This window comes from Corynebacterium marinum DSM 44953 (genome assembly GCF_000835165.1).
Lineage (GTDB): Bacteria > Actinomycetota > Actinomycetes > Mycobacteriales > Mycobacteriaceae > Corynebacterium > Corynebacterium marinum.
In genome coordinates this window covers 2,323,108-2,349,211 of the sequence record NZ_CP007790.1, presented here as the reverse complement: position 1 = coordinate 2,349,211, position 26,104 = coordinate 2,323,108, and the positions used below count along the sequence as shown (strand labels likewise).

The window sequence follows — 26,104 nt, the reverse complement described above, 5'->3', positions numbered from 1 at the left end:
TGGTATGACCTCGTTCAATCCCACCACCAAGACCCAGGAGGCCCTGCAGTCCGCACTGCAGCAGGCATCCGCCAACGGCAACCCGGACATCCGTCCGGCACACCTGCTGGCCGCTATCCTCGACCAGCCGGACGGCATCGCCGCCCCCGTGCTCAAGGCCACCGGCGTCGACCCCGAGACCGTCGCCCGCGAGGCGCGCGCGCTCGTCGACGGCTACCCCAAGGCCGCCGGCGCCAACCTGGCCAACCCCAACTTCAACCGGGAGGCTCTCAACGCGCTGACCGCCGCCCAGGAATTGGCGGGCGAGCTCGGCGACGAGTACGTCTCCACCGAGGTCCTCATGGCGGGCATCGCCCGCGGCGAATCCGACGCGGCGAAGCTGCTCACCGGCCGCGGGGCCACCTACGACGCCATAAAGGGGGCCTTTCCGTCCGTGCGCGGCGCCTCCAAGGTGACCAGCCAGGACCCGGAGGGTCAGTTCCAGGCGCTGGAGAAGTACTCCACCGACCTCACCGCACGCGCCCGCGAAGGCAAGATCGACCCGGTGATCGGCCGCGACTCGGAGATCCGCCGCGTCGTGCAGGTGCTCAGCCGCCGCACCAAGAACAACCCGGTGCTCATCGGCGAGCCCGGCGTGGGCAAGACCGCGATCGTGGAAGGCCTGGCCCGGCGCATGGTGGCGGGGGACGTGCCCGAGTCGTTGAAGGGCAAGACCCTCATTTCGCTCGACCTGTCCTCCATGGTCGCCGGCGCGAAGTACCGCGGCGAGTTCGAGGAGCGTCTCAAGGCCGTCCTGGACGAGATCAAGGGCTCGGACGGGCAGATCGTCACCTTCATCGATGAGCTGCACACCATTGTCGGCGCCGGCGCCTCCGGCGAGTCCGCCATGGACGCCGGCAACATGATCAAGCCGATGCTGGCCCGCGGTGAGCTGCGTCTGGTCGGCGCCACCACCCTCGACGAGTACCGGAAGTACATCGAGAAGGACGCCGCCCTCGAGCGCCGTTTCCAGCAGGTCTACGTCGGCGAGCCGAGCGTGGAGGATGCGGTGGGTATCCTGCGCGGCCTGAAGGAGCGTTACGAGGTCCACCACGGTGTTCGCATCCAGGACTCCGCCCTCGTCGCCGCCGCGACCCTGTCGGACCGGTACATCACCAACCGATTCCTCCCGGACAAGGCCATCGACCTGGTCGACGAGGCGGCCAGCCGGCTACGCATGGAGATCGACTCCTCCCCGCAGGAGATCGACGAGCTCGAGCGCATCGTCCGGCGCCTCGAGATCGAGGAGGTCGCCCTGGCCAAGGAGACCGACGACGCCTCCCGGGACCGCCTGGAGAAGTTGCGCTCCGAGCTCGCCGACGAGCGCGAGAAGCTCGGCGAACTCACGGCCCGCTGGCTGAACGAGAAGGGCTCCATCGACAAGGTCCGGGGCGCCAAGGAGGAGCTGGAGCAGCTGCGCCAGGAATCCGAGATCGCCGAACGCGAGGGCGACTACGGCAGGGTCGCCGAGCTGCGCTACGGCCGCATCCCCGAGCTGGAGAAGGAGGTCGAGGAGGCTGAGCGGGAGGTCGCCGACGGCGCGAACAACGCCATGCTCAGCGAGGAGGTCACCCCCGACACCATCGCCGAGGTGGTTTCCGCGTGGACCGGCATCCCCGCCGGAAAGATGCTGCAGGGCGAGACCGAGAAGCTGCTGGCCATGGAGTCCTTCCTGGGCCGGCGTGTCGTCGGCCAGGCGGAGGCCGTGCAGGCCGTCTCCGACGCGACCCGCCGGGCCCGCGCCGGCGTCGCCGACCCCAACCGCCCGACCGGTTCCTTCCTCTTCCTCGGCCCCACCGGCGTGGGCAAGACCGAGCTGGCGAAGTCGTTGGCGGAGTTCCTCTTCGACGACGAGCGCGCCATGGTGCGCATCGACATGTCCGAGTACGGCGAGAAGCACTCCGTCGCCCGTCTCGTCGGCGCCCCTCCGGGCTACGTCGGCTACGACGCCGGCGGCCAGCTCACGGAGGCCGTCCGTCGCCGGCCGTACACGGTCGTGCTCTTCGACGAGGTGGAGAAGGCACACCCGGACGTCTTCGACGTGCTGCTGCAGGTCCTCGATGAGGGCCGGCTCACCGACGGCCAGGGCCGCACGGTGGACTTCCGCAACACCATCCTCATCCTCACCTCGAACCTGGGTGCCGGCGGCGCCCGGGAGCAGATGATGGAGGCCGTGAAGCGGACGTTCAAGCCGGAGTTCATCAACCGCCTCGACGACGTGGTGATCTTCGACCCGCTCTCCCGGGAGCAGCTCACCCACATCGTGGACATCCAGATCGGCCAGCTGGCAGCCCGGCTCTCGGGCCGCCGGCTGAGCCTGGACGTCGCCGATGACGCGAAGGCGTGGCTCGCGGACCGGGGTTATGACCCGGCCTACGGCGCCCGCCCGCTGCGCCGCCTCATTCAGCAGGCGATCGGCGACCGGTTGGCCAAGGAACTGCTCTCCGGCGACATCCGCGACGGCGACACGGTCCACGTGGACCTCGCCGACGGCGGAGAATCCCTGGAGGTGAGCCGCGCCTGAGGTGCACCGGCGATCCCGGCCCCGTGCGACCGCTGGTCGCACGGGTCCGGTTTTCATTAGCATGAGGGCATGAACGACAACTCCCGGACCGTGGTCGCGTTGATCCTGGCGGGCGGGGCCGGCAGCCGACTGTCCCCGCTCACCGATGCCCGCCCCAAGCCCGCCGTCCCTCTCGCGGGTACCTACCGGCTCATTGACGTCGCCCTGTCCAACCTGGTGCACTCGGGCCTGCGGGACGTGTGGATCGTCGAGCAGTACCGCCCTGGACTGCTCAACCGGCACCTGGCTGGCGGTCGGCCGTGGGACCTGGACGGCACGCGCCGCGGGCTGCGGATCATCCCGCCGGAAGAGCGGGACGACGACGACCGGGACGGATTCTCCGAAGGCAACGGCCACGCCCTCTACCAGCAGCTCGACGCCCTGACCGAGTTCGGGGCGGAAACGGTCGTGGTGCTCAGTGCGGACCATCTCTACCAGCTGGACCTGCGGCCGGTCCTCGCCCAGCACCATGAACGCGGGAGCGACCTGACCGTCGTCACCACCGAGGTGGCGGAGGACCCCTCCCGGTACGGGGTGGTCAGCGCGGACGGGGAGGGGGCGGTCACCTCCTACGACTACAAACCCGCGGACCCGGTCGGCAACATCGTCGCCACCGAGGTCTTCGTCTACCGGGTGGCCGCACTCAAACGGGCCATCGGTGAGCTGCTCGCGCAGAAAACCGGGGCCGACGGCACCGACCTGGGGGACTACGGCGAGACCATCGTCCCGCACCTGGTCGAGCACGCCCGGGTCCATGAGTACCGGATGACCGGCTACTGGCGGGACCTGGGCACCATCGACGCCTATTTCCAGGCACACATGGAACTCATCGACGGTTCCGGCATCCAGCTCAACCGCCCGGACTGGCCGCTGCTGAGCAACTTCCAGGTGAGTTCACCGGCCCGCATCGACGCCGGCGCCGCCGTCGCCGCCAGCCTCATCTGCCCCGGCGCGCGCATCCGGGGAACGGTCGAGCACAGCCTCATCGGTCCCGGCGTGACGGTGGAGAAGGGCGCGACGGTGTCCCGCTGCGTGCTCATCGGGGACGTCCTGGTGCCCGCGGGGGCGAGGCTGGAATCGGTCATCGCCGACCACGGGGTGACCATCCCCGCCGGGCGCACCGGGGAAACGAAACCGGGGCCGGGCAACATCACGGTCCTCGTCGAGGGCGGCTCGACCGACCGGGGCGACGCCCTCACCCCGTAGGGTGCGGTCCATCATGGTCACTCTCATTGCGCCGGTGGCGCTCCCGGGCGTCGATTCCGAGGAACTCGCCGCCGACCCCCTCGGCGGCGGTCATTTCGTCCTCTGTTCGATCCCGGTCGTCGCGGAGGGCCTGGCACTCGGCGACATCGTCTCCTGCGTCACCCTGGACGGGCGGCCCAACGTCGACCGCGTCGTCGTGGCCGGCGGGAACACCACGGTGCGCGTGCTTGTCGACGCCCCCTTCGCCGCCGCGCTCCGCCAGCGGCTGGAGGACCTCGGGTGCCGGGTGGAACAGCCGCTGCCGGGCCTGCTGGTGCTCAGCGTCGGGCCAGATGCACCGGGGGAGGGGATCCGGGCGCACCTCGCCGACCTCGCGGATCAGGGGGTCGTGCAGATCGCGGCGGAGTGAGCCGGGGTCCCTGCGACGGGGGTTTCCCGCCGGTAGTGTGGGCGATGTCATCCATCCCGCTGTATCGGAAGGAACCTGCATGTCGCTCACCATCGCCACCACCCTCCACACCGATTTCGAGGACGCCGTCCAGCGCACCCGCGACGCGCTCGCCGAGGTGGGTTTCGGTGTCCTCACCGAGATCGACATGACCGCCACCCTGAAGAAGAAGCTCGACGCCGACATCGAGGACTACCTCATCCTCGGCGCCTGCAACCCGGGCTTCGCCCACCGGGCGCTGCAGGTCGAACGCCAGGTGGGGGCGCTCCTGCCCTGCAACGTCACCGTCCGCCGCAACCCGGAGAACGCCGAGGAGATCTTCGTCGAGGCCGTCGATCCCCGCACGCTCATGGCCGCCGCCGGGAACGAGGAGCTGACCGCCGCCGCCGAAGAGGTCTCCGACCTGCTGGCCAAGGCTGTCAACAGCCTCAACTGACGGGGGTGTCCGCCTGCCCCGCCACATCCTGGCTGGTGGAGGCGTAATACTCCGACAGCCGGTGGTACGGGCGGGAGAAGAATGCGAGCGCGACGACCGCCACCATCACTGCGCTGGAGGCCAGGAACATCAGCGCCATGCCCCGTGTCCCGCCCTCACCCAGAAGCCGGCCGAACGCATCACGGCCGGCGGGTGAGTCCATCCACGGGATCACGTAGGACTGCGCCACCACGGCCACGGTGATCGCCGAGACGGGGTTGGCGACCATCTCGATGGCGATCGCCAGTCCGAACACCCGCCCCTGCCGACGGAAGGGGACGACGCGTTGGAGAATCGTCTGCTCGGCGGCCTCCGCGGCGGGAATGAGGGCCATGAAGGCGAGCATGCCGAGGGCGAAGAGCCACCACCACTCCCGCAGCGCGAAGACCGTGCCGATCGCCGCCACGGCCAGGTTGACCAACAGCAGGGTGCGGACCGGGTTGCCGCCGAGGCCCACCTTCGACACCAGCGCACCGCCGAGGATGAACGCGACCGACGTCACGCCGAGGACGATCCCCCACAGCTGCGGGCCGTACATCTCCAACCCGTAGGGGTCCATGAGTGCGGTGTACACCCCGCCCATGAGGTTGTTGAAGGACGAGAACAGGATCAGCGCCAGCAGCCCCGGCACCACCCGGATCACCGCCCACGAGCCGCGCAGGTCGATGCCGGCAGTGGTCACGTCAGCTGCGCCGTCCGCAGTTCCCGAGGTCACGATCTGGGTCTCCGTTATCCGGATGGGCGCCAGGTGCACCAGCGCGAGCACAGTCAGCCCCAGTGCGATCCACAGGGAGATCTCCATGCCGAGGTAGCCGATCGACAGGCCGGAGATCACCGAGGTGAGGAAGAACGCGATGCCCTGCACCATCCCGACCAGACCGTTGGCCTTGTCGCGCCCGGCTTCGGGGACCATCAGCGTCACGGTCGTGGACAGTGCCACGTTGCGCATCTGCTCGACCACAGCGCCGACGAGGACGAGGGCGGCGAAGGCGAGGATGGCGGGGTCGTCGGCACGCACCTGCGCCGGGTCGACCCACAGGACCCACACGAGGGCGGCGAGGCCGAACGCCACCAGCGTGGCGGCGGCCGCGATCACCATCACCGTCTTCTTCCGGTGGTGGTCGACAACGGAACCGAAGAAGATCGACCCGACCGCGATCAGGGCCATGTAGAGGCCGTTGACCAGGCCGGTCAGGCCGACGTTGCGCGTCTCCAGGTAGACCCAGAAGGCCAGGCAGAACCAGAGGTAGCTCGTGGTGATGTTCGCGAGCATGGTGTTCACCAGAACGTGGTGGAAAGGCCTCACAGGGACAGGGTATGCCCGGCGCTGCCGCGGTGGAAAGGGGCCGCCTCCTGTTTCGCGGCCGTTGCGCCGGAGGGGGCGTCCCGCCGGATGCTGCGTCCAGCCCGAACCGCCTCTAAACTGCGGGGATGAGCCCATTCGTGAGCGCACAGTCCCTCCGCGACGACATCTACCATGGCCACCGGCAGACGGTGCTCGGTGCTTTCTGGGAGCCGAGGGAAGGCGCGGGCCTCCACCGTTTCGAATCCGAGCACGTGCCCACCGCACTATTCTGCGATCCCGCGTACGCGCTGGCCGGCGTCCCCAGTTCGGAGGACGGCCGCAACCCCCTTCCCGAACCCCACCACCTGCAGGACTGGTTCCGGCGCTGGGGTCTGTCGGACGGGGGCAGGGTGGTCGTCTACGACGAGGGGCGCGGCCTCATGGCGGCCCGCACCTGGTGGATCCTGAGTTGGGCGGGCCTGACCAACGTGCAGCTGCTCGACGGCGGACTCCGGGCCTGGGACCGCCTCAACTTCCCCATCGTGGGCGGGCCGGGCAACTTCGCCACCGCCAACGGCGCCGAGGTCCGCGCAGGGATGCTACCCGTGGCGGACATCGACGACGTGCGGGAGCATCTCGCCGAGGGGGGAGTGCTCGTCGACGCCCGGGATTCCCGCCGTTTTCAAGGCCTCCGCGAGATCCTGGACCTCAAGGCCGGCCACATCCCCGGCGCCGTCAACATCCCGGCAGCCGACTTGTACGACGAGGACCGGTTGGTGCGCAGCCCCGAGGAGATCCGGGACCGTTTCGCCCGGGAAGGGATCACCTCCGGCGGAGGGGTGATCGTGTACTCCGGTTCCGGCAACCATTCGGCCCTGCTGCTCGCCGCGATGGAGCATGCCGGAATGGGCATCGCCCGCCATTACGTCTGCGGGTGGTCCCAGTGGTCGGCCGACACGGCCAACCCGGTGGAGCGCGGCTTCTAGAGCGCACCGCCATTGCGCACTATTGTCGAGGGTGATGTCCACCATTGCCTTTGCTCTCGCCGCGTTCGCCGCCGGTGCGGCGGCCCTGTTGTGGCGTTTCGACGCCCGGCAGAGGCCCCGGCCGGAGCGGGAGCCGGTTGCCGAACGGGAGCCGGAGGCGGAGGTGGAGCTGCAGCCGCCGCCGCAGCCACCGGAGGAGCAGCCGGCCTCGGCTCCGGCCCCGGAGCGCCGCCACGGTCTCACCCTGCCCCTCGCCCTGCGCCGGGAGCGCCGCGCCTGGGCGGAGGAGAAGGGTTTCGAATTCTCCCGCTCCGACGACTGGCTCAACGACGAATGGTCGCGGGGCGCCGCGGCCGGCGGGGCGGCGGCGAAGGACATTGTCAGCGGCCAGGCCTACGGGCACGAGATGCTGCTCATGGACCTGGGCGGGGTCAACGTGATGGCGGTGCGCCGGGGGGCGGCGTCGGACGTCGTCATCGATGCGCGCCGGATCTCGGCCCCGGAGGAGGAGTCCTCCGCCGATCTCATCGAAGCTCTCACGCTGGGCGAGTTCCGTGTGCTGGCCACGGACACGGGTGTTGCTCAGCGGCTGGTCGACGAACGGGTGACCACCGCCTTCGAGGTGATGCCGGAGGTCGTCACCGCCGTGTGGATGGAATCGGACTGGGTGCTGGCGCAGACGGCGCGCGGCTCGCACTCGGCCGACTGGGAGGCGATGCTCGCCCCGCTCAGCCTGCTCGCGGACGCCGCCCGCGCCCTCCCTCCGAGAGGTGTGGCGGCGCAGGTGCTGCAGCTGGACGATCTTGATCCCACCCGGCAGATGCCGGAGCCGCCGCAGCCCGGGTTCGGGGTGCTGGAGCTGGTCGGGGACGGGCCGGAGCTGGGGGATCGTCCGTTGGTCCAGCGCCCGGAGGAGCCGCTCGACATGCCGAGCCGCCGGCAGCCTGTGGCCCGCGGCGTGGTGGAGCCCCGCGGGGTGGGCGCCGACGAGGTGGCGCCGATCGCGGACGGTTCGCACGTCGATCATCCCCGGGGTGTGCAGATGCCGCGGGACCTGCGGCGCGGATCCTCGATCTTCGACGACGAGCCCGGGGCCTGATCGACCCGTCGGGTGGACGCGGAATCTATGCTGGGACTGTCAAGACATCCCCGGCAGGAGAAGGACATCAGCCATGACGAACCCCACCGTCGACCAGGAGAAGCTCGCCGAGTTGGCAGAGCTGGTCAAGGAACTCGCCGTCGTCCACGGCCAGGTGACCCTGTCCTCAGGCAGGGAAGCCGACTACTACGTCGATCTGCGGCGGGCCACCCTGCACAACCGGGCTTCCAAGCTCATCGGCGAGCTCCTCCGGGAATTGACCGCGGACTGGGACTTCGTCTCCGTCGGTGGTCTCACCCTGGGTGCTGATCCGGTGGCCACCGCCGTCATGCACGCCGACGGCCGCCCGATCGACGCCTTCGTGGTGCGCAAGGAGGCCAAGAAACACGGCATGCAGCGCCGCGTGGAGGGTCCGGACGTCGTCGGGAAGAAGGTCCTCGTCGTCGAGGACACCACCACCACCGGCAACTCTCCGTTGACCGCCGTGGCCGCTCTGCGCGAGCTGGGCGCCGAGGTCATCGGGGTGGCCACCGTCGTCGACCGGGCGACCGGCGCGGACGAGGTCATCCGCGCCGAAGGCCTGGAGTACCGGTCCCTGCTGGGGCTGGATGACCTTGGACTCGTCTAAGGGGCCGACGGAATGGGGCGAGGGGCGGCACGGGGTCGGTCCCTGGGAAGGCGCCTGGCCCGCTGACGGGCGCTACGACCCCGACCTGCTCGAGCACGGCGACCGCCGCAACGTGGTGGACGCGTACCGCTACTGGACGCGCGAGGCGATCTTGGCGGACGTCGACAAGCGCCGGCACCCACTGCACGTGGCGATCGAGAACTTCGAGAATGACGCGAACATCGGCACCGTGGTGCGGACCGCGAACGCCTTCGCGGCGGACACGGTGCACATCGTCGGCCGGCGGCGGTGGAACCGGCGGGGCGCGATGGTCACCGACCGGTACCAGCACCTCATGCACCACCCGGACGTCCATTCGCTGCTGGTGTGGGCGATCCGGAACGATCTGACGGTGGTGGCCATCGACAACACCCCGGGTTCTGTTCCGCTCGAGACCGCCCAGCTGCCGCGCGAGTGCCTCCTGCTCTTCGGGCAGGAGGGGCCGGGCATCACCCCGGAGGCTGCGGAGAGTGCGCTGATGACCTGCTCGATCGCCCAGTTCGGTTCGACCAGGTCGATCAACGCCGGTGTGGCTGCCGGCATCGCGATGCACACGTGGATCCGCCAACACGGAGATCTCCGCCACGCCTGGTGACGCCGTGAAGAGCAAATCGTTATCCTGGTGTGACATAAAAGATGTTACACCTTGACCCTCGGGAGCGACGGAAGAAACGTGCAGGAAACCTGGGCCCATCGGGCGGATCTGGCCGAATCCGCCATCAATGAGCGCCACGCCAGGCGGCTGTGGGGTCTGCCCCGCACGAACCTCGCCGTGGTGAGTTGGCCCCCCACCACCAAGGAAGTCCTCTTCCATCACTGGCACTACTGGTGGCAGGCCCACTATCTCGACTGCCTCGTCGACGCCGGCGAGCGGCGCCCCACCCGGGCGCGCCGGAGCACGATCCGCAACACCGTCAACGGCATCCGTCTGCGCAACCTCGGCCCCCTGACCGCCAACCGGTACTACGACGACAAGGCCTGGCTGGCGCTGGCGATGCGCCGCGCCGGGGCACTGTCCCAGGTCCCCATGCCGGCCCAGGTCACTCGGCTGGAGGACAACCTCGTCGACGGCATCGACTCCCTCACCGGCGTCCTGCCCTGGCGGACCGGGGAGACGTTCTACAACGTGCCCTCCAACGGCCCGGCCGCCATCATGATGGCGCGCACAGGCCGGCTCGGGCAGGCCCGCACCATCGTGGAGTGGATCCACGACAACCTCGTCGACGACCACGGGCTGATCATGGATGGCATCCGGATGCGCATGCACGGCCCCGAGCTGGTCAAGGACCTGCACCCCTACTGCCAGGGCGTGACCCTCGGCGCGAACCTGGAGATCGCCCTGGCGCTGCGCACGCAGGCCGGCTTCGAGCATGCCGATGAGATTGACGGTGTGGCGGACGCGGAGGCCGTCGACGTGGCGATGCCCTACATCACCCGCATCCGTTCCCTGGTCCAGGCCGTGGCGACCCGCATGGCCACTCCGGCCGGCGTCATCGACTGGCAGACCGGCGACGGCGACGGCGGGCTGTTCAAGGGCATACTCGTCCGGTACCTCGCCGATGTCGCTGTGCGCCTGCCCTCCGACAGCCCCGCCAACCGGGCCGCGAAGAGGATCGCCTCCCGTCTCGTCCTCGCTTCCGCGGAATCGGTCTGGAACCGCCGCCTCGAGGTCGACGGTCTGCCGGTCTTCGCCACCGACTGGACCGCCGATGCCCGACTGCCGCACAACTACGGGCTCGCACCCTCGACACTGCCCGAGGCTCTCGGCGTCCTGCGTATCGACGAGCGCGACCTCTCCGTCCAGCTCTCCGGCTGGATGCTGCTCGAGGCGGCCGCCCGCGTGGTGGCCGACCGGGACCGCTCCCGGAGCATGTAGGGCGGCCCCGGTCGCCGCTTGATCACTCTCCGGGCAGTGGATTGTCGTGGGAGTGTGTGCCACCCAGGTGGTGCAGGAGCTCGTGGATCCGGGGGTCCGTGAGGCTGTAGTGAACCACCCGGCCGACCTTGTGCGGCTGGACCGTCGCAGGACCCGTAGATTCCTGCGTCCTCGGCACTGGCCGCATCATCTCGCGCCGTATCTTCGGAGCGGCCCCTCATTTCGGCGGAAGATGGGGCGGGTGGCCGGGCAATTCCGGCGGTCCAGCCTCCGGGCGTGCAGGTCGAAGGACCCCGGGGCCCCGGGGCGCCCAAGAGGGGGTATGTTCCCCGGCGGGGCAGGGAAATTGCGGGCATACTGGGATCCAGTGCCGGGCTGCTGGCCCGTACGCGTGTCAGTTACGTCGACTGTGATTACACAGTATCTATCTGGAGGATAACTCTATGCCTATTGCAACTCCCGAGGTCTACAACGAGATGCTCGATCGAGCCAAGGAGGGCGGCTACGCCTTCCCGGCGATCAACTGCACTTCTTCGGAGACCATCAACGCTGCTCTGAAGGGCTTCGCAGAGGCGGAGTCCGACGGCATCATCCAGTTCTCCACCGGCGGCGCCGAGTTCGGTTCCGGTCTGGGAGTGAAGAACAAGGTCGCCGGCGCAGTCGCTCTCGCCTCCTTCGCGCACGAGGCCGCGAAGCACTACGGCATCAACGTCGCGCTGCACACGGACCACTGCCAGAAGGAGGTGCTCGACGAGTACGTCCGCCCCCTGCTGGCCATCTCCCAGGAGCGCGTCGACGCCGGCCAGCTGCCGCTCTTCCAGTCCCACATGTGGGACGGCTCCGCTGTGCCGATCGACGAGAACCTCGAGATCGCGCAGGAGCTGCTGGAGAAGTCCCGCAACGCCAACATCATCCTCGAGATCGAGATCGGTGTCGTCGGCGGCGAGGAGGACGGTGTCGAGGCCAAGGCCGGCGCCAACCTCTACACCACCGCGGAGGACTTCGAGAAGACCATCGACGCCATCGGCACCGGCGAGAACGGCCGCTACCTGCTGGCCGCCACCTTCGGCAACGTGCACGGCGTGTACAAGCCGGGCAACGTCAAGCTGCGCCCGGAGGTCCTGCTCGAGGGCCAGCAGGTCGCGCGCAAGAAGCTGGGCCTGTCTGACGACGCGCTGCCCTTCGACTTCGTCTTCCACGGCGGCTCCGGCTCCGAGAAGGAGAAGATCGAGGAGTCCCTGCGTTACGGCGTCATCAAGATGAACGTGGACACCGACACCCAGTACGCTTTCACGCGCCCGATCGTCGGTCACATGTTCGAGAACTACAGCGGCGTGCTCAAGATTGACGGTGAGGTGGGCAACAAGAAGGCCTACGACCCGCGCTCCTACCTGAAGAAGGCGGAGCAGGGCATGGCCGCCCGCGTCCTCGAGGCCTGCCAGGACCTCCACTCCGTGGGCAAGACCGTCAAGTAGTCGCCCGCAACTCCCGGATGTCCCGCCCTGTGCGGGGCTTCCGTTTTTTTCACTAGGGTCTAGGTCATGGCGAAACTGAGAATCAGCACCCTCGAACGCCTCCGCCAGGTGGAGGGTTCCCTGGAGTCCCGGGTCAACCGGGTGCGGAAGCGGACTTTCGCGATCGTCCAGGTCGCCGTGGCCGCCGGTCTCGCCTTCTGGGTGGCGCGCTACTTCTTCGACCATCCGGCCCCGTTCTTCGCGCCGATCACCGTGGTCATCATCCTGGGGTTGACAGGCGGCGACCGCATTCGCCGCGCCCTGGAACTCTCGCTGGGGGTCACTGTGGGGGTGGGGCTGGGTGACCTGCTGGTGCACTACCTGCCGGGCGGGATGTGGCAGATCCCGCTCATCGTGGGCATCTCACTGCTCGTCGCGTCTTTCCTGTCTAAATCCCCGCTGGTGAGCAACCAGGTGGCAATCGGCTCGATCCTCATCGCCACCATCCTTCCTCCGGGCACCGAGGGGGGCGGGCCCGACCGGATGATCGACGCATTCATCGGCTCCGTCATCGGCCTGGCCACCATCGCACTGTTGCCGTCCTCGCCGCTGACCTCCGGCCGGCAGGAGGTCTCGAAACTCCTCGGCATCGTCTCGTCCGTGCTGGACGACGTCGCCGTGGCCCTCGACGCCCACGGCACCCGCGACGCCCATGAACTGGACCAGGCGCTCGACGCCGTCCACAACTCGCAGCCGGACATCGACAACATGGTGTCCGCGGCCAAGGTCGGACGGGAAGTGTCGAACATCTCGCCGCTGATGTGGGGCTCACGCCGCCGGGTCCGCTCCCTGGAACGGCTCATTCCCCCCGTCGAGAACGCCATGCGCAACACCCGGGTCATCGCCCGCCGCGCCATGGTCCTGTCCCAGGACGGGGATTCAGTCTCCACCCGCCTGATCAACATCGTGGACGAGCTGGCCGACATCGCCGCATCGCTCTCCGACGTTTTCGACGCCCGCACCGAAGCCAACGAGGCGCAGGACATCCCGGAACTGGTCCGCCGTCTCCAGATCATCGGGGCCCGTTCGGACATGGGCGTGATCAGCGACGACGGCGTCCTGTCCGAATACGTCATCCTCGCGCAGGCTCGGTCCATCACAGCGGATCTTCTCGAAGTCTGCGGCTGGTCCCGCGAATCGGCGTTGGCCGCCCTCGCGCCCACCTCCGAGACGCCCGCCTACCCGCCGGAGGTGTGGCCGGGCGTCCTGGAGGAGGACTGACCGGTGATTCCCGGCGCCCCCTAGTACTCGGAGCGCGGGTAGTTCCGGTCGCCCTCGGCCAGTGGGCGGCCGTCGGCGTCGACGGGTCCGTCCTGGCCGAGGTTGGCCCGCTGGTCGTGGACCTGGCCCTCCGCGGCGTCGCCACCCTCCCGGAGATCCCGGTCGAATTCGCGGGGTTCGTCGCTCATGCCGTGGGCGCTGGTGCCGCGCATCGCGCGGTCCTCCGGGGTCTGGTCGAGGCCGAGTTCATGGTCTGACTCAGCCCGCTGCCGGTCGGAGGATGCACCGGGCAGGGGCGCCTCTCGTACGGGGTCCTGGTACAGCCCGCCCTCCCTGCGGTCGTCCTCGAGGTGTCCGGCCGGCTGGTCGGGTCCCGGGCGCTCGTAGCTGTGGACGTCGGTGACCTGCTCGAGGCCGAAGTGGCGGTAGATGGTGGCATGGTCCTCTTCGGAGAGGTGCTCATCATGTTTGATGTCCGGCGCGTCCTTGATGAGGTCCTTGGTGAATGCGAGGTGGAGCTCCCCTCCCCGGAGGGTGTGGCCGCGCAGGGGGACGATGCTGGACTGCAGCCCGAAGAGCCCGTGCCCCACCTCGGCGAAATCGGGCTGGCCGGTGGTGTCGTTGATGTAGACCTCCTTGACGCTGCCGAGCTTGTCGCCGTTGCTGTCGTAGGCGGTGGCCTCGGTGAGGTCGTGGATGTTGTGGAGGGTCATGATGTGCGGTCCTTTCTTGGTTGGGTGGTGATGTCCGACTGTAGGGAGGTCCGGCGGGGTCTTAATATCTCCGGCAGGTTCATGACAATCCCGCCGTGGACTGGATCACATCCGGGCGGTCCGGAGGATTGCGCAGGGCTGATGCTTGTCGACGCCCCCTCCTCGACGGGCGTGCGGCGCCGTCGCCGGCGCCACTCGGCCACCCCGGGCAGGGAATGTGACCTTGAACACATTGTAGCCGGGTAGCGTGGAGGGTGTCTTGTCAGGCGGTCTCGCCCCTCTCGGGCGGTGTGGCGTCGGCGTTGCCCAGGCCGCGCCGGTACTCGCGGGGTTCGTCGCTCATGCCGTGGGCGCTGGTGCCGCGCATCGCGCGGTCCTCCGGAGTGCGGTCGAGGCCGAGCTCGTGGTCGGAGGTGGCGCGCAGGCGGTCGGCCGAGCCGCCGTGGAGGGGGCCGTCGCCGAAGCCCCGGGCTGTGTGGCCGTCGTCGAACTGTCCTGTCGAGTAGTCGAGGGGTTCGTCCGTGTAGGTGTGCACGTCGTCCACGAAGTCCAGGCCGTAATAGTCGCAGATCTCGTCGTGCTCGCCCCTGCGCTTGGGCAGGTGCTCCTCCTTGGTGATGTGGGGGGCGTCCTTGATCAGATCCTTGCTGAAGGCGAGGGTGAGGGTCTTGTCCTCCAGGGTGTGCCCCCGGAGGGGGACGATGCTGGAGCGGAGTCCGAAGAGTCCGTGGCTGACCTCGATGTAGTCGGGCTCACCCGTCTGGTTGTTGATGTAGATTTCTTTGACGTGGCCGAGCTTGTGTCCGTCCCGGTCGTAGGCGGTGGCGTGGCCGAGTTGCCTGATGCTTCGGTGGCTCATGGTGGGGGGTCCTTTCGCGGGGTTCTTAATCCCGACAGTAGGCACCCCGCCGCACCCCCGCGACGGTTTCGGGGGGAGGTCCGGAAGATCTTGTTTCTGGCCTTCTAGCTGGTATAATGCAGGGGATTTTGTCGCATCCGGACCAAATGTGCTGCTCGGGGCAGCTGCCGGGCATTAGCGTCAGGGGCATTCGGTGTGATATGGGTCCTATTCCCTACCTAATCTAAAAGGTGATTTAAATCACACTATGGGCGGACGACCTGCAGATCTCGCAGATGCCGGTAGAAAGTCACCCGCTCCAGGGGTCGTTTGTGGCGCACGCCGTCAATAGCTACGGCCAGGGAAGGTCCGCCCGCCTGGACGGCGCGGCCCGTCGCCAGGGAATCTGCGTCCAGCGGGGAGGATCCCGACAGTCTGCGGGCGATCTTCTCCCGCCAGGTCAACGACACCGTTTCCGGCTCGGTGGCCCGCACTGCGGCGATGCCCGGGGCATCCACCATGGGTACGAGGCGTGCGCCGAAGACGCCGTCGAAACGGACGCCGTCGCGTGCCTCGTGCCGGACAAGAACATGGTCGTCGACGATGATCTCGCCGGTGAACTCGCCGTCGTCCCAGGCGCGGATCGTGGCGGAGCCGGCGAGGGCGATGCCCAGGTCGGAGCGGATGAGTGGAGCGGGGCGGACCGTGCCGTTCAGCGCCACCTGCCAGGCATCCGCGCCGGTGAGGCCCCAGCTCCGGGCGGCCGCGGACTCGCCGACGGGGACGAAGCCGACCTCCGCCCACAGGTAGTCTCCGCGCATCATCCTGGTCAGGACCGCCGACAGTGCCGCATCTCCGCCGACCACGACCGTGCGCAGCGCCTCCGGAAGGTGCTCGGCCTGGGGTGCCGGGCCCGGCGTCGCCAGGTGGGGGACATCCGGCTGGGCGGAGATCTCGTCCAGGGTAGGAGTCGGATCCTCGGGGAGGAGGTTGGCGGCGGCGTCGTCGAGAAGCTTCAGGTTCCGGCGGCCGGGGACGGCGGGCAGATCGAGGACGGTGCCGGGGAGATCGTCCGGAAGGGGCGCGTCGCCGCAACGCAGGATGAGCACTCGCATGGGGTTTGATACTACAAGGGAGGCCCGAGGGGGTAGAATGATAAGCCGTCCGTGGCTGCAACCAGTCACGCGTTCCCGAAACTTGAGCGGAAGTGACCCAATAATGGCTGCAATCGTGATCGTCGGTGCCCAGTGGGGCGATGAGGGCAAGGGCAAGGCCACCGACATCCTGGGCGGCGAAGTCGACTACGTGGTCAAGCCTAACGGCGGCAACAACGCCGGCCACACCGTCGTCGTCGGCGGCGAGAAGTACGAACTCAAGCTGCTGCCCGCGGGAGTGCTCTCAGAGAACGCCGTCCCGATCCTGGGCAACGGCGTCGTCATCAACCTCGAGGCGCTCTTCGAGGAGATCGACGGACTGGAAGCCCGCGGCGCGGATGCGTCCCGCCTCCGCATCTCCGCCAACGCCCACCTGGTCGCCCCATACCACCAGGTGATGGACCGGGTGCAGGAGCGTTTCCTGGGCAAGCGCGCCATCGGCACCACCGGCCGCGGGATCGGCCCCGCCTACGCGGACAAGGTCTCGCGCATCGGCATCCGCGTGCAGGACATCTTCGACGAGTCGATCCTGCGGCAGAAGGTCACCTCCGCTCTCGACATCAAGAACCAGGTCCTGGTGAAGATGTACAACCGCAAGGCGATCGACCCGGAGGAGATCGTCACGTACTTCCTGTCCTACGCGGACCGCCTGCGCCCGATGGTCGTCGACGCGGAGTACATGCTCAACAAAGCCCTCGACGAGGGCAAGCGCGTCCTCATGGAGGGCGGTCAGGCCACGATGCTCGACGTCGACCACGGTACCTACCCGTTCGTCACCTCCTCCAACCCGACCGCCGGCGGCGCCAGCGTGGGTGCGGGCATCGGTCCGACCCGCATCACCACCAGCCTGGGCATCATCAAGGCGTACACCACCCGCGTCGGCGCCGGCCCGTTCCCGACGGAGCTTTTCGACAAGTGGGGTGAGTACCTGCAGACCGTCGGCGGCGAAATCGGCGTGAATACCGGCCGCAAGCGTCGCTGCGGCTGGTACGACTCGGTGATCGCCCGCTACGCCTCCCGCGTCAACGGTTTCACCGACTACTTCCTGACCAAGCTGGACGTGCTCACCGGCATCGGCGAGATCCCGATCTGCGTGGCCTACGACGTCGACGGGGAGCGTTTCGACGAGATGCCGCTCACCCAGTCCCAGTTCCACCACGCGGAGCCGATCTTCGAGACCATGCCCGCCTGGGACGAGGACATCACCGGCTGCACCACCTTCGAGGAGCTGCCGCAGAAGGCCCAGGACTACGTCCTGCGCCTGGAGGCGCTCTCCGGCTGCCGCATCTCCTACATCGGCGTCGGCCCCGGCCGCGACCAGACGATCGTGCGCCACGACGTCCTGGCGGATTAACTCAGTGCCTATGCCGCCGACCAGCGCACTGTTCCTCGGGAGCGGGGAGTTCGCCGAGGAACTCGCCGTGGCCTTCCGCCGGCTCGGCGTCGAGGTCCGTACCGCGGACAACGACGCCGCCCGCGACCCGGAGGGGCTCCGGGCGCTCGTCGACGAGCACCACCCGGACTTCATCCTCCCCATGATCGAGAACACCGCCGTGGAGGTCCTGGCTGAGCTGGAGGCTGCGGGCGATGTCGTCGTCGTACCCTCCGCGCACGGCTGCGAGCTCACCGTCGCCCGCGACACGCTGCGGCACACCGCCAACCAGGATCTGGGGCTGCCGACGACGGCATACCGCTTCGTGGACAACCGGGCGGACTTCGATCAGGCGGTCGCGGACCTCGGCCTGCCCTGCATCGTCAAGCCGGCGACCTTCTCCGCCGGGCACGGGCACACCGTCATTCGCGGAGAAGGGGAAGTCGACGCGGCGTGGGACAACGCGCGCGGCGACGGCGACGACGTGATGGTCGAACGTTTCGTCGATTTCGACTCCGAGATCACGCTCCTGGCGGTGCGCTCCGTCGACCCGGCCACCGGCAAACTGGCCACCTGGTTCTGCGAGCCGATCGGCCACATCAACCACGACGGTCGGCTGCTCGAATCCTGGCAGCCGACGGCCCTGAGCCCCGCCGCGCTGGACAACGCCCGCTCCATGGCCGCGCGGATCTCTAATGCGCTCGGCGGCCGGGGTGTCTTCGCGGTAGAGATGTTCGTGTCCGGCGACGACGTGTACTTTTCCGGGGTCACCCCCCGCCCGCACGACGTGGCGACGGTGACGCTGAGTTCCCAGCGTTTCTCGCAGTACGACCTCCATGCACGGGCGGTCCTCGGGCTGCCCATCGACACCACGCTCGTCTCCCCGGGCGCCTGCACGATGCTCTACGGGCCGGTCAACGACCTCGCCGCCGCTCTCGCGGTGCCGGAGGCCGACGTCCGTCTCTACCGCGACGAGCGGGCCATGGTCCTGGTCACCGCAGAAACCGTTGACAGCGCCCGCAGCCGGGCGGCTCAGGCCTCGGAGGCGGCGACCCGCAGCATCGGCTGATGCGGGATTCCCTCGTCGTAGAAGACGTCGCCGACGGGCTCGAACCCGAACCCGCGGTAGAACGCCACCAGCGGAACCTGGGCGTCCAGGACCACGTCCCGGCCCTCGGCCAGCCCGGTCGCTGCTTCAACGAGCTGTCCGGACAGTCCCGTGCCCCGCGCCGACGGCGTCACGCACACCCGTCCCAGCCGCAGCCGGGCGCCGTCGGGGAAGACCCGTGCAGTCCCCAGTAGCTGCCGCCCGGCGACGTCCCAGGCCAGCAGATGGACGGTGTCCGGATCCGCGTCCACGTCGTCGATCTCCGCGTACGGGCAGCGCTGCTCGTGGACGAAGATGTCCACCCGCAGCTTGTAGAGTTTGTGGACCTCGAGCGGTGACAACGCCGCGAGGGGGTGGGCGGCGATGAGAGTGTGCACGGTGAGCCTCAACTCTTGTGGGTCGTGGGGGAATCGACGGCGATCTGGTCGGCCGGCCGCTTCTGGCGGGGCACGACGACGAGGATGGCGACGAGGGCGATGAAAGCCAGGAGGGCATTGAATCCGATGCCCACCATGCCTGCCTCGCGTAACGCCACATTGTACTGCACGCCCACGAAGGGGATCAGCTCCCGCAGGGCAGGCACCCCGGTCTCCTCCAGCGCGGTGAAGATGGCGGTGGAACCCGCGAGACCGAAGGCCGCGCCAAGGGAAGAAGCCATCTTGAACAGTCCCGCGCCGGAACCGGCGTACTCGTCCGGGAGCGAGGAGAGGGCGGTGTCCGTCGCCGGGGTGGCGAAGAAGGCCAGTCCCAGCCCGAACAGGGAGAAACCGATCGCGGCCATGATGATGTAGGAGGTCTGGTAGAGGTTGGTGAACATGAGGAAACTGACGGCCACCAGCATCGTCGCCGCGCCCAACGCCATGGGCTTGCGGGGGCCGAGCTTCTGCAGCATCTTCTCGCCCACGCGGATGAAGGCGATGACGCACACGGCGTAGCCGAGGGTGACGTAACCGGCGTCGGCGGCGGAGAGGCCTCCCGCCTGCTGCAGCATCCACAGCGCCACCGTCATCACACCCACGCAGGAGTTCATGAGGAAATTCGCCAGCACGGCACCGGAGAAGGAGCGGCTGCGGAAGAGCCGGAAGTCGATGAAGGCATCCGGATTACCGGACTCGACCCGGAAGAAGACGATCAGCGCGGCGGCGGCGACAGCTGCCAGCGTGAGGATGATCGGGTGGGCCCAACCGAGGGAGGATCCCTGGGTGGCCACCACCTGGGCGGACAGGAGGGCGACGAGGAAGCTGGCGATGCCCGCGACATCGAGCCTGCGCTCCAGCCCCGCGGCGGGCCGGGACTCCGGCAGTGGCCGGATGAGGATTATCGCGGCGACGGCCACGGCCGCGCTGAGCACGAACAGCCCGCGCCAGCCGACCACAGTGCCGGTGAGCCAACCACCGACCAGGGCTGCGAGCCCGGACCCGCCGAAGGTGCCGATCGACCACATCGACACGGCGCGTTGGCGGTCCTTACCCTGCCAGTAGGTCTTCACCAGCGCGAGAGAGGTGGGCATGATGAACGCCGCGGCCAGGCCCTGCAGCGCACGGCCCAGCAGCATCATCACCGCCGACAGGTCGCTGAACGCTCCGGCCACGAGCAGGGAACCGACGATGTTGATGACGAGCCCGATCGTGAGGAACCGTACCCGGCCGTACCGGTCGCCGAAACCGCCGGCGATGACGACGAACATTCCGGCGAACAGCGCCGCCAGGGAAATGGCGGTGTTCATCAGCGGTTGCGGTATGCCGGTGTCGCCGGCCATGACGGGGCCGATGTTGAGCGCCGACTGGGCGAACAACCAGAAGGTCAGGACGGCCAGGACCAGGCCGAGCAGGGTCGGGTTCGTGCCTGTGAACTCACGGTCCGCGCCGGTGGGGCCGGTGTCTGCGGTGGGCGTTGACATTGGCATTCCTTATGGTTGTCGGGTGCTGAACCACAATGACCGCTGCCCGGGAGGTGATTCCCGCAGCGGCGGTCATTGCCCGGAGCTCGCCGAAGTCTAGGCTTCCGCCTCGGCCTTCTTGCCCTTGGGGATGAAGAAGGTGATGGAGATGAGGGCGGCGATCGCCATCAGGGCATTGAAGGCGAGGCCGACGAAGCCGGCTTCACGGACCGCCACATTGTCCTGTCGGCCGGAGAACTCGATAGCCGCACCGACGATGTCGAGGCCGGAGGTCTGGAGCGCGGTGAAGATGGCTGCGGACGCGGCGACGCCGAAAGCGGCGCCCAGGGACGAGGCCATCTTGTAGATACCGGAGCCCGAGCCGACCTGGTCGTTGGGCAGGTTGGACAGTGCGGCGTCTGTCGAGGGAGTGGCGTAGAACGCCAGTCCCAGGCCGAACAGGGAGTACGAGATCACCGCGAGGATCTGGTAGGTGCCCTGCATGGTGTTGGTGGCCATGAGCAGTGCGATGGAGACCAGCACGATGAGGGTTCCCCAGATCATCGGCTTCCGCGGACCGAACTTCTGCAGCAGTTTCTCACCCACGCGGATGAACGCGATGATGAAGATGGCGTAGCCGAGGGTCAGGTAGCCCGCCTCGGCGGCCGACATGTTGCCTGCGCCCTGCAGGACCCAGAGGGAGACGGTGAGGGCGCCGGCGGTGCCGTTGATGAGGAAGTTCGAGATCGTCGCGCCGGTGAACACGGCGTTCTTGAACAGCGCGAAGTCGACGAAGGGGGTGCCGGTGTTGCGTTCCTGGTTGATGAAGACGCCGAACGCGGCGAGGAAAACCGCCAGCAGGGCCCAGGTGATCCAGCTGGTCCAGCCGATGGAGGAACCCTGGGTGACGACGATGAGCAGGGACGCCAGAGCGACCGCCAGGGAGATGATGCCTATCCAGTCGGTCCGGCCGGGCTTGCCCGCGCCCGGCGCCGCCTCGGGGATCTGGCGCATGAGGATGATCGAGAGGACGGAGACGACTGCGCTGATGATGAAGATCGAGCGCCAGCCCAGGGCGGTGGAGGCCATGAAACCGCCGAAGATGGCGGTCAGGCCGGAGCCGCCCCAGGAACCGATGGACCACATGGACACGGCGCGCTGGCGGGCGGGACCCTCCCAGTACACCTTGAGCAGCGCCATGGTGGTCGGCATGATGGCGCCGGCCGACAGGCCCTGGAGCACGCGGCCGGTGAGAACCATGCCGGAGGCGGCCTCGCTGAAGGCGAAGGCGATGAGCAGGGAGCCGATGATGCCGAAGACATTGCCGAGGGTGGCGATCTTCTTCAGGCCGAACTTGTCGCCGAAGCCGCCCCACATGACGATGAACATGCCGGAGAACAGGGCGGACAGCGAAATCGCGATGTTCATCACCTCCATCGGCATGCCGATGTCGTCGGCCATGAGGGGGCCGATGTTCATTGTCGTCTGGGCGAAGAGCCAGAAGGTGATGACCGCGAGGACGATGCCGAAGAGGGAGAGGTCGTTGCCCTTGAAATCGGTCCTGACTGGTGTGGTCGTGGTGGTCATGCTCAGTTCTCCTTCAGGAGCCACGGGGACGCGGCGACGATGATGGCTTCAGCGCCGCGGTCGAGTGTGGGCTGGATGTCGGGTGCGAAGAAGGGGGAGTGGTTGCCGGGCGCGGTCGCGGTGTCGGCGAACCCGCCGAGGCCCCAGAAGGTGTACGGCACACCCAGGGAATCCGGGATGACGGAGAAGTCCTCGGAGGCGGGCACGGGACCCATCTCGACGGAGTTCTCACCGAAGAAGTCGTCGAAGGCGGCGGCGACAGTGTCCGTCACGTCGTCGTCGTTGTTGGTCAGCGGGTAGACGTCGAAGTACTCGAACTCCGGTTCCCGCGGGCTGCGGGAGGCTTCGCACTCCGCCTTGACGATCCTCTCGATCGCCTCGTGCAGCGAGGCGCTGACCTCGGCGTTGTAGGCGCGAGTGTTGAGCAGCAGGATCGCCGAATCCGGAATGATGTTGGATTTCGTGCCGGCGTGGAAGGAGCCGACGGTCACCACCGCGGTCTCCTTGGGCGCGACCTCGCGGGAGATGATGGTCTGCAGGCGGGTGACGATGGATGCGCCCAGGACGATCGGGTCGACGCCGAGGTTGGGCATCGCGCCGTGGGAGCCTTTTCCGTAGATGGTGATCTTGATCGAGGCCGCCTGGGAGAACAGCGGGCCGCGGCGGGTGCCGACAGCCCCGCCCGGGACCATCCCGAGCACGTGCTGGCCCAGGTAGACGTCCGGGGTGGGCATCTTGGCGGCGATGTCGTTGTCCACCATGTCCTGGGCGCCGGCCGCGATCTCCTCGGCCGGCTGGAAGACGCCGACGAAGGTGCCGGACCACTCTCCGCGGGCGGCGGCCAGGGCCTCGAGGGCGCCGAGCAGGGACATGATGTGCACATCGTGGCCGCAGGTGTGCGCGACCGGCGTTTCCACACCGGTGTTCTCGTCGACTTGGGTCACTCCCTCGGCTGAGTAGTCCTTGCCGGACTGCTCGGCCATGGGTAGTCCGTCGATGTCGGCGCGCATCGCGACAACGGGGCCGTCACCGTTGCGGAGGATGGCGACCAGGCCGGTCCTGCCGACCGGGTTGAGCTCGTCGACGCCGATGCGGTCGAGCTCTCCCCGGATCTTCGCCGAGGTCTTGTGTTCCTGGAGGGAGAGCTCCGGGATTCGGTGGAATTCCTTGTACAGCTCTTCGCGGGCGCTTCTGGTGGTGTCGAGATGGGAAACGATGTTCTGGATTGTCATGGCTGCTCCATTTCCAGCGGAAGATAACACCTTTTATTGAACTCCGAGGGGCTCAATGATCAAAGCAATTGGGGATGTGATATTCACCCCAGTGCGGATGAAGTTGTCGCCGAGTAGTTCCTCCCTCACCAAAATGCCCCGTATGCATTGCGTACGGGTGTGTTTTCCGGCGGCCGGTCCCGGACCGTTGGGCCAGTCTTCCCCGGGGTAGCGGGGCCGCGGAAAGCCCGACGGGACCGGTGCGGACGAGCGCCCCGCGGTGTCCTCCCCAATGTTCTGCAGAACTGCATGGTCACGGCGGCGTTCGCGGATCGCCAGGGTGGCCGACTTGGCCAGTCCCACCGACACGACCCGCGCTTCGCCCGAACCGTGGAACTGGCTCGCCGCATTCGTCGACGGCGCGGTTCCGAAGTCAGTGCGACCTGTTTTGGCCTCATAACCTTGGTCTGACCCGCCGTGCACCCGTAGAAGATTATTAGGGTGGGAGTGTGAGATTCCCCGGCGTGTGGTTTCATGGTGGCCATGCGCAAGTTCCGTAACACCATGACCACCCTCGCCGTCGCGGGTCTCGTTGCCGCCGCTCCCGCTGTCGCCCACGCCGACGTCGTGGACACCTACCTCGCGGCCATCCCCGCCGGCCAGATCTCCTGCCAGCAGGCAAACAACTACTGGACCGACGCCGGCGATTACCAGAGCAAGCGCAGCCAGGCGCTGCTGGCCGCCAACTTCCATCCGCGCGGCGGCGAAATCCGCGACGCGCTCGCACGTGTCGACGAAGCCGCCCACCGCTGCGGCCTCATCGGGGGAGGTGCAACCGCCCCCGCCGCCCAGAACGGCCAGGCCCCGGCTCCCGTCCAGCAGGGCGGCCAGCAGGTTCAGACCCCCGCCCCCGGACAGGCTCCCGCCCAGGCACCCGCCCAGGCACCCGCCCAGGCCCAGGCCAACACCGTGAGCATCGGCAGCCAGACCTTCCCGGTGCCGGAGATTCTCGCCCCCGTTGTCAACTGGCTGCGAGACGCCCTGGGCAACCTGGGCATCCGCTTCTAAACAGTCAGAAAAAACGACGCCGGGCCGGGAACATGAAAGAAGTCCCCGGCCCGGCGTCGTCGTGCCGCTAGATCTCGTACTCGGGGTGCGAGGAGACGACCATCTCGTCCCACTCGACGATCTTCTTGCGCTCCCGGCCCTCGGCCTCGCCGAGTGAACGCTCGGCGGCGTCGAGGTTGCGCCAGCCTTCCCAGGTGGTGACGGCGATCCCGCGGGCGTCGAGAAGCTCCAGGACGGCCTGGGGCTCAGGCTTTGCCGGGGCACTCAGGCGGCCCGCGTTGAAGTCCTCGAGCAGCATGGTCGTCGTGTCCTTTGCGTCGGACTTGGTGTTGCCGATCAGGCCGACGGGGCCGCGCTTGATCCAGCCGGTGGCGTACAGCCCCTGGACCGGTGCCTCGGTGGAGGGGTCGAGGACCCGGCCGCCGTCGTTGGGGATGACGGCACGCTCGGCGTCGAAAGGCACGCCTTCGACGGCCTCGGAGCGGTAACCGACGGCGCGGTACACCGCCTGGACATCCCAGGTGGTGAACTTCCCGGTGCCATGGACGTTGCCGGTGCCGTCCAGCTCGGTGCGTTCGGTCTTCAGTCCGACGACGCGGCCGTCCTCGCCGAGGATCTCCACGGGGGACTCGAAGAAGTGCAGGTAAAGCTTGTGGGTGGCGCCCTTCGGTTCGCGGATGGCGTAACCCTCCAGGGTCTGGCACACCAGGTCCACTGACTTTGACTCGCGGCGGGCGGCCTCGGACGCCTCGTCGTAGTCGATGTCCTCCGGGTCGACGATGACCTCGACGTTCTCGGAGTGGTCGAGCTCCTTGAGTTCCAAGGGGGTGAACTTCGCCTGGGCCGGGCCGCGGCGCCCGAAGACGTGGACCTCCGTGACCGCGCTGCGGGACAGGTTGTCGTAGACGTTGTCCGGGATCTCGGTGACCTTGAGCTCGTCGGCGGTCTTGGCGAGGACCCGGGCGACGTCGAGGGCGACGTTGCCCACACCGATCACGCCGACCTTCTCGGCGGAGAGGTCCCAGTCGCGGGAGAAGTCAGGGTTGCCGTCGTAGAAGCCGACGAATTCGCCGGCGCCGTGGGAGCCCTCCAGCTGCGATCCCGGGATCCGCAGTTCGCGGTCGCCGGTGGCGCCGGTGGAGAAGACGACGGCGTCGTAGTACTCGCGCATCTCGTCGACGGTGATGTCCTTGCCCACCTCGATGTTGCCCAGCAGGCGGATCTCCGGCTTCTCCAGCACCGCGTGGAGGGATTTGACGATTCCCTTGATGCGCGGGTGGTCCGGGGCGACGCCGTACCGGATGAGGCCGAAGGGGGCGGGCATGCGCTCGAAGAGGTCGACGGTCACGTCCTCCCCGGACTTGACGAGCAGATCCGAGGCATAGATACCGGCCGGGCCGGCTCCGACTACGGCGACGCGCAGGGGTCGGGACATGGTGGTGTGACATCCTTTGACGTTCGGGGACGGGCTTTCTTCTGATCCATACTACTGGCCGCCGCCGGTGGCCATGAATCCCGGGGCGGGGGTGCCGATGGGGTGGGAGAGAGGGGCCTTGACTGGCCGATTCGCCGAAATTCACAGGGTTGTTGAGGGGCGTGTGAGGGAGATCCCGATGGTGCGGGGATCGGGCCGGGCGGCATCCCCGCATGCGGTGTAGCTTGGGTTCTTGTAGTCGTTTCCTCGCCTCTGACCTGGTCGGATGTTCTTCTCCGGAACGTCCGGCCAGTCCCCGTCCTGCCGCCCATCCGGGGTGCGGGAGCCCGGCGCGTCCAGTTATGTCATGTTAATTCTGGA

At 68.1% G+C, this 26,104-nt stretch carries 23 protein-coding genes; 14 read left to right on the top strand and 9 right to left on the bottom strand.

What is annotated here, in order from left to right:
• Nucleotides 1-4 precede the first annotated feature (4 nt).
• The 4 genes from clpB (at nucleotide 5) to B840_RS11105 (ending at nucleotide 4,692) form a co-directional block, all read left to right on the top strand.
• Nucleotides 5-2,563 carry an ATP-dependent chaperone ClpB gene (gene clpB, locus B840_RS11120; RefSeq protein ID WP_042622185.1) on the top strand — a complete coding sequence of 853 codons (2,559 nt, stop codon included), beginning with the start codon at nucleotides 5-7 and terminating at the stop codon, nucleotides 2,561-2,563.
• A gap of 69 nt (nucleotides 2,564-2,632) precedes the next feature.
• Nucleotides 2,633-3,808: a glucose-1-phosphate adenylyltransferase family protein gene (locus B840_RS11115; protein WP_042622184.1), complete on the top strand. Its 1,176-nt coding sequence runs from the start codon at nucleotides 2,633-2,635 to the stop codon at nucleotides 3,806-3,808.
• 13 nt (nucleotides 3,809-3,821) lie between these two features.
• The gene (locus B840_RS11110) at nucleotides 3,822-4,217 is read left to right on the top strand and encodes a DUF4265 domain-containing protein (protein WP_042622744.1); all 396 of its coding nucleotides are present in this window, start codon (nucleotides 3,822-3,824) and stop codon (nucleotides 4,215-4,217) included.
• Between the two features lie 79 nt (nucleotides 4,218-4,296).
• On the top strand, nucleotides 4,297-4,692 hold the full coding sequence (locus tag B840_RS11105; RefSeq protein ID WP_042622183.1) for a DUF302 domain-containing protein: 396 nt from the start codon (nucleotides 4,297-4,299) through the stop codon (nucleotides 4,690-4,692).
• Here B840_RS11105 and B840_RS11100 read toward each other — a convergent pair.
• Nucleotides 4,685-6,004: an MFS transporter gene (locus B840_RS11100; protein WP_373285105.1), complete on the bottom strand. Its 1,320-nt coding sequence runs from the start codon at nucleotides 6,002-6,004 to the stop codon at nucleotides 4,685-4,687. The genes B840_RS11105 and B840_RS11100 overlap by 8 nt on opposite strands.
• A 158-nt stretch (nucleotides 6,005-6,162) precedes the next feature.
• Between B840_RS11100 and B840_RS11095 the strand changes: the two genes are divergently transcribed.
• The 7 genes from B840_RS11095 (at nucleotide 6,163) to B840_RS11065 (ending at nucleotide 13,379) form a co-directional block, all read left to right on the top strand.
• Complete coding sequence (locus tag B840_RS11095) at nucleotides 6,163-7,002, top strand: sulfurtransferase (protein ID WP_042622181.1); 840 nt, start codon at nucleotides 6,163-6,165, stop codon at nucleotides 7,000-7,002.
• A gap of 34 nt (nucleotides 7,003-7,036) precedes the next feature.
• Nucleotides 7,037-8,101 carry a type III secretion system chaperone family protein gene (locus B840_RS11090; RefSeq protein WP_042622180.1) on the top strand — a complete coding sequence of 355 codons (1,065 nt, stop codon included), beginning with the start codon at nucleotides 7,037-7,039 and terminating at the stop codon, nucleotides 8,099-8,101.
• Nucleotides 8,102-8,174: 73 nt separating this feature from the next.
• Nucleotides 8,175-8,729, top strand: a complete 555-nt coding sequence (gene pyrE / locus B840_RS11085) for an orotate phosphoribosyltransferase (protein WP_042622179.1) — start codon at nucleotides 8,175-8,177, stop codon at nucleotides 8,727-8,729.
• Entirely contained in the window at nucleotides 8,710-9,363 is a 654-nt protein-coding gene (locus tag B840_RS11080) for a TrmH family RNA methyltransferase (protein ID WP_042622178.1), read from the top strand. Before pyrE ends, B840_RS11080 begins: the two co-directional genes overlap by 20 nt.
• A gap of 78 nt (nucleotides 9,364-9,441) precedes the next feature.
• Complete coding sequence (locus B840_RS11075) at nucleotides 9,442-10,644, top strand: glycoside hydrolase family 76 protein (RefSeq protein ID WP_042622177.1); 1,203 nt, start codon at nucleotides 9,442-9,444, stop codon at nucleotides 10,642-10,644.
• 443 nt (nucleotides 10,645-11,087) lie between these two features.
• On the top strand, nucleotides 11,088-12,119 hold the full coding sequence (fbaA, locus tag B840_RS11070) for a class II fructose-bisphosphate aldolase (RefSeq protein ID WP_042622176.1): 1,032 nt from the start codon (nucleotides 11,088-11,090) through the stop codon (nucleotides 12,117-12,119).
• Between the two features lie 66 nt (nucleotides 12,120-12,185).
• A complete protein-coding gene (locus B840_RS11065) occupies nucleotides 12,186-13,379 on the top strand; it encodes an FUSC family protein (RefSeq protein ID WP_042622175.1) in 1,194 nt (397 codons plus the stop codon).
• 20 nt (nucleotides 13,380-13,399) lie between these two features.
• Here B840_RS11065 and B840_RS14030 read toward each other — a convergent pair whose 3' ends face one another.
• From B840_RS14030 to B840_RS11050, 3 genes are all read right to left on the bottom strand, one after another.
• On the bottom strand, nucleotides 13,400-14,092 hold the full coding sequence (locus B840_RS14030; protein WP_084602998.1) for a PRC-barrel domain-containing protein: 693 nt from the start codon (nucleotides 14,090-14,092) through the stop codon (nucleotides 13,400-13,402).
• Nucleotides 14,093-14,354: 262 nt separating this feature from the next.
• Nucleotides 14,355-14,951, bottom strand: coding sequence for a PRC-barrel domain-containing protein (locus B840_RS13880; RefSeq protein WP_052491183.1), 597 nt, complete (start codon nucleotides 14,949-14,951; stop codon nucleotides 14,355-14,357).
• A gap of 245 nt (nucleotides 14,952-15,196) precedes the next feature.
• Nucleotides 15,197-16,045, bottom strand: coding sequence for a diacylglycerol kinase catalytic domain-containing protein (locus B840_RS11050; RefSeq protein WP_042622174.1), 849 nt, complete (start codon nucleotides 16,043-16,045; stop codon nucleotides 15,197-15,199).
• A gap of 103 nt (nucleotides 16,046-16,148) precedes the next feature.
• Between B840_RS11050 and B840_RS11045 the strand changes: the two genes are divergently transcribed.
• Both B840_RS11045 and purT read left to right on the top strand, forming a co-directional pair.
• Nucleotides 16,149-17,438, top strand: a complete 1,290-nt coding sequence (locus B840_RS11045; RefSeq protein ID WP_042622173.1) for an adenylosuccinate synthase — start codon at nucleotides 16,149-16,151, stop codon at nucleotides 17,436-17,438.
• A gap of 10 nt (nucleotides 17,439-17,448) precedes the next feature.
• Nucleotides 17,449-18,525, top strand: coding sequence for a formate-dependent phosphoribosylglycinamide formyltransferase (purT, locus tag B840_RS11040; protein WP_042622172.1), 1,077 nt, complete (start codon nucleotides 17,449-17,451; stop codon nucleotides 18,523-18,525).
• Here purT and B840_RS11035 read toward each other — a convergent pair.
• From B840_RS11035 to B840_RS11020, 4 genes are all read right to left on the bottom strand, one after another.
• Nucleotides 18,489-18,941 carry a GNAT family N-acetyltransferase gene (locus tag B840_RS11035; RefSeq protein ID WP_042622171.1) on the bottom strand — a complete coding sequence of 151 codons (453 nt, stop codon included), beginning with the start codon at nucleotides 18,939-18,941 and terminating at the stop codon, nucleotides 18,489-18,491. The genes purT and B840_RS11035 overlap by 37 nt on opposite strands.
• Nucleotides 18,942-18,949: 8 nt before the next feature.
• Nucleotides 18,950-20,464 carry an MFS transporter gene (locus B840_RS11030; protein WP_042622170.1) on the bottom strand — a complete coding sequence of 505 codons (1,515 nt, stop codon included), beginning with the start codon at nucleotides 20,462-20,464 and terminating at the stop codon, nucleotides 18,950-18,952.
• A gap of 96 nt (nucleotides 20,465-20,560) precedes the next feature.
• The gene (locus tag B840_RS11025) at nucleotides 20,561-22,030 is read right to left on the bottom strand and encodes an MFS transporter (protein ID WP_042622169.1); all 1,470 of its coding nucleotides are present in this window, start codon (nucleotides 22,028-22,030) and stop codon (nucleotides 20,561-20,563) included.
• Nucleotides 22,031-22,032: 2 nt separating this feature from the next.
• Nucleotides 22,033-23,262 (bottom strand): amidohydrolase, encoded by a 1,230-nt coding sequence (locus B840_RS11020; RefSeq protein ID WP_042622168.1) that lies wholly within the window; start codon nucleotides 23,260-23,262, stop codon nucleotides 22,033-22,035.
• Between the two features lie 522 nt (nucleotides 23,263-23,784).
• On the opposite strand from B840_RS11020, the gene B840_RS11015 reads away from it, so the two are divergent.
• On the top strand, nucleotides 23,785-24,309 hold the full coding sequence (locus B840_RS11015) for a hypothetical protein (protein WP_042622741.1): 525 nt from the start codon (nucleotides 23,785-23,787) through the stop codon (nucleotides 24,307-24,309).
• 67 nt (nucleotides 24,310-24,376) lie between these two features.
• On the opposite strand, the gene B840_RS11010 is transcribed toward B840_RS11015, so the two are convergent.
• A complete protein-coding gene (locus B840_RS11010) occupies nucleotides 24,377-25,744 on the bottom strand; it encodes an FAD-dependent oxidoreductase (protein WP_042622167.1) in 1,368 nt (455 codons plus the stop codon).
• Between the last annotated feature and the right edge of the window lie 360 nt (nucleotides 25,745-26,104).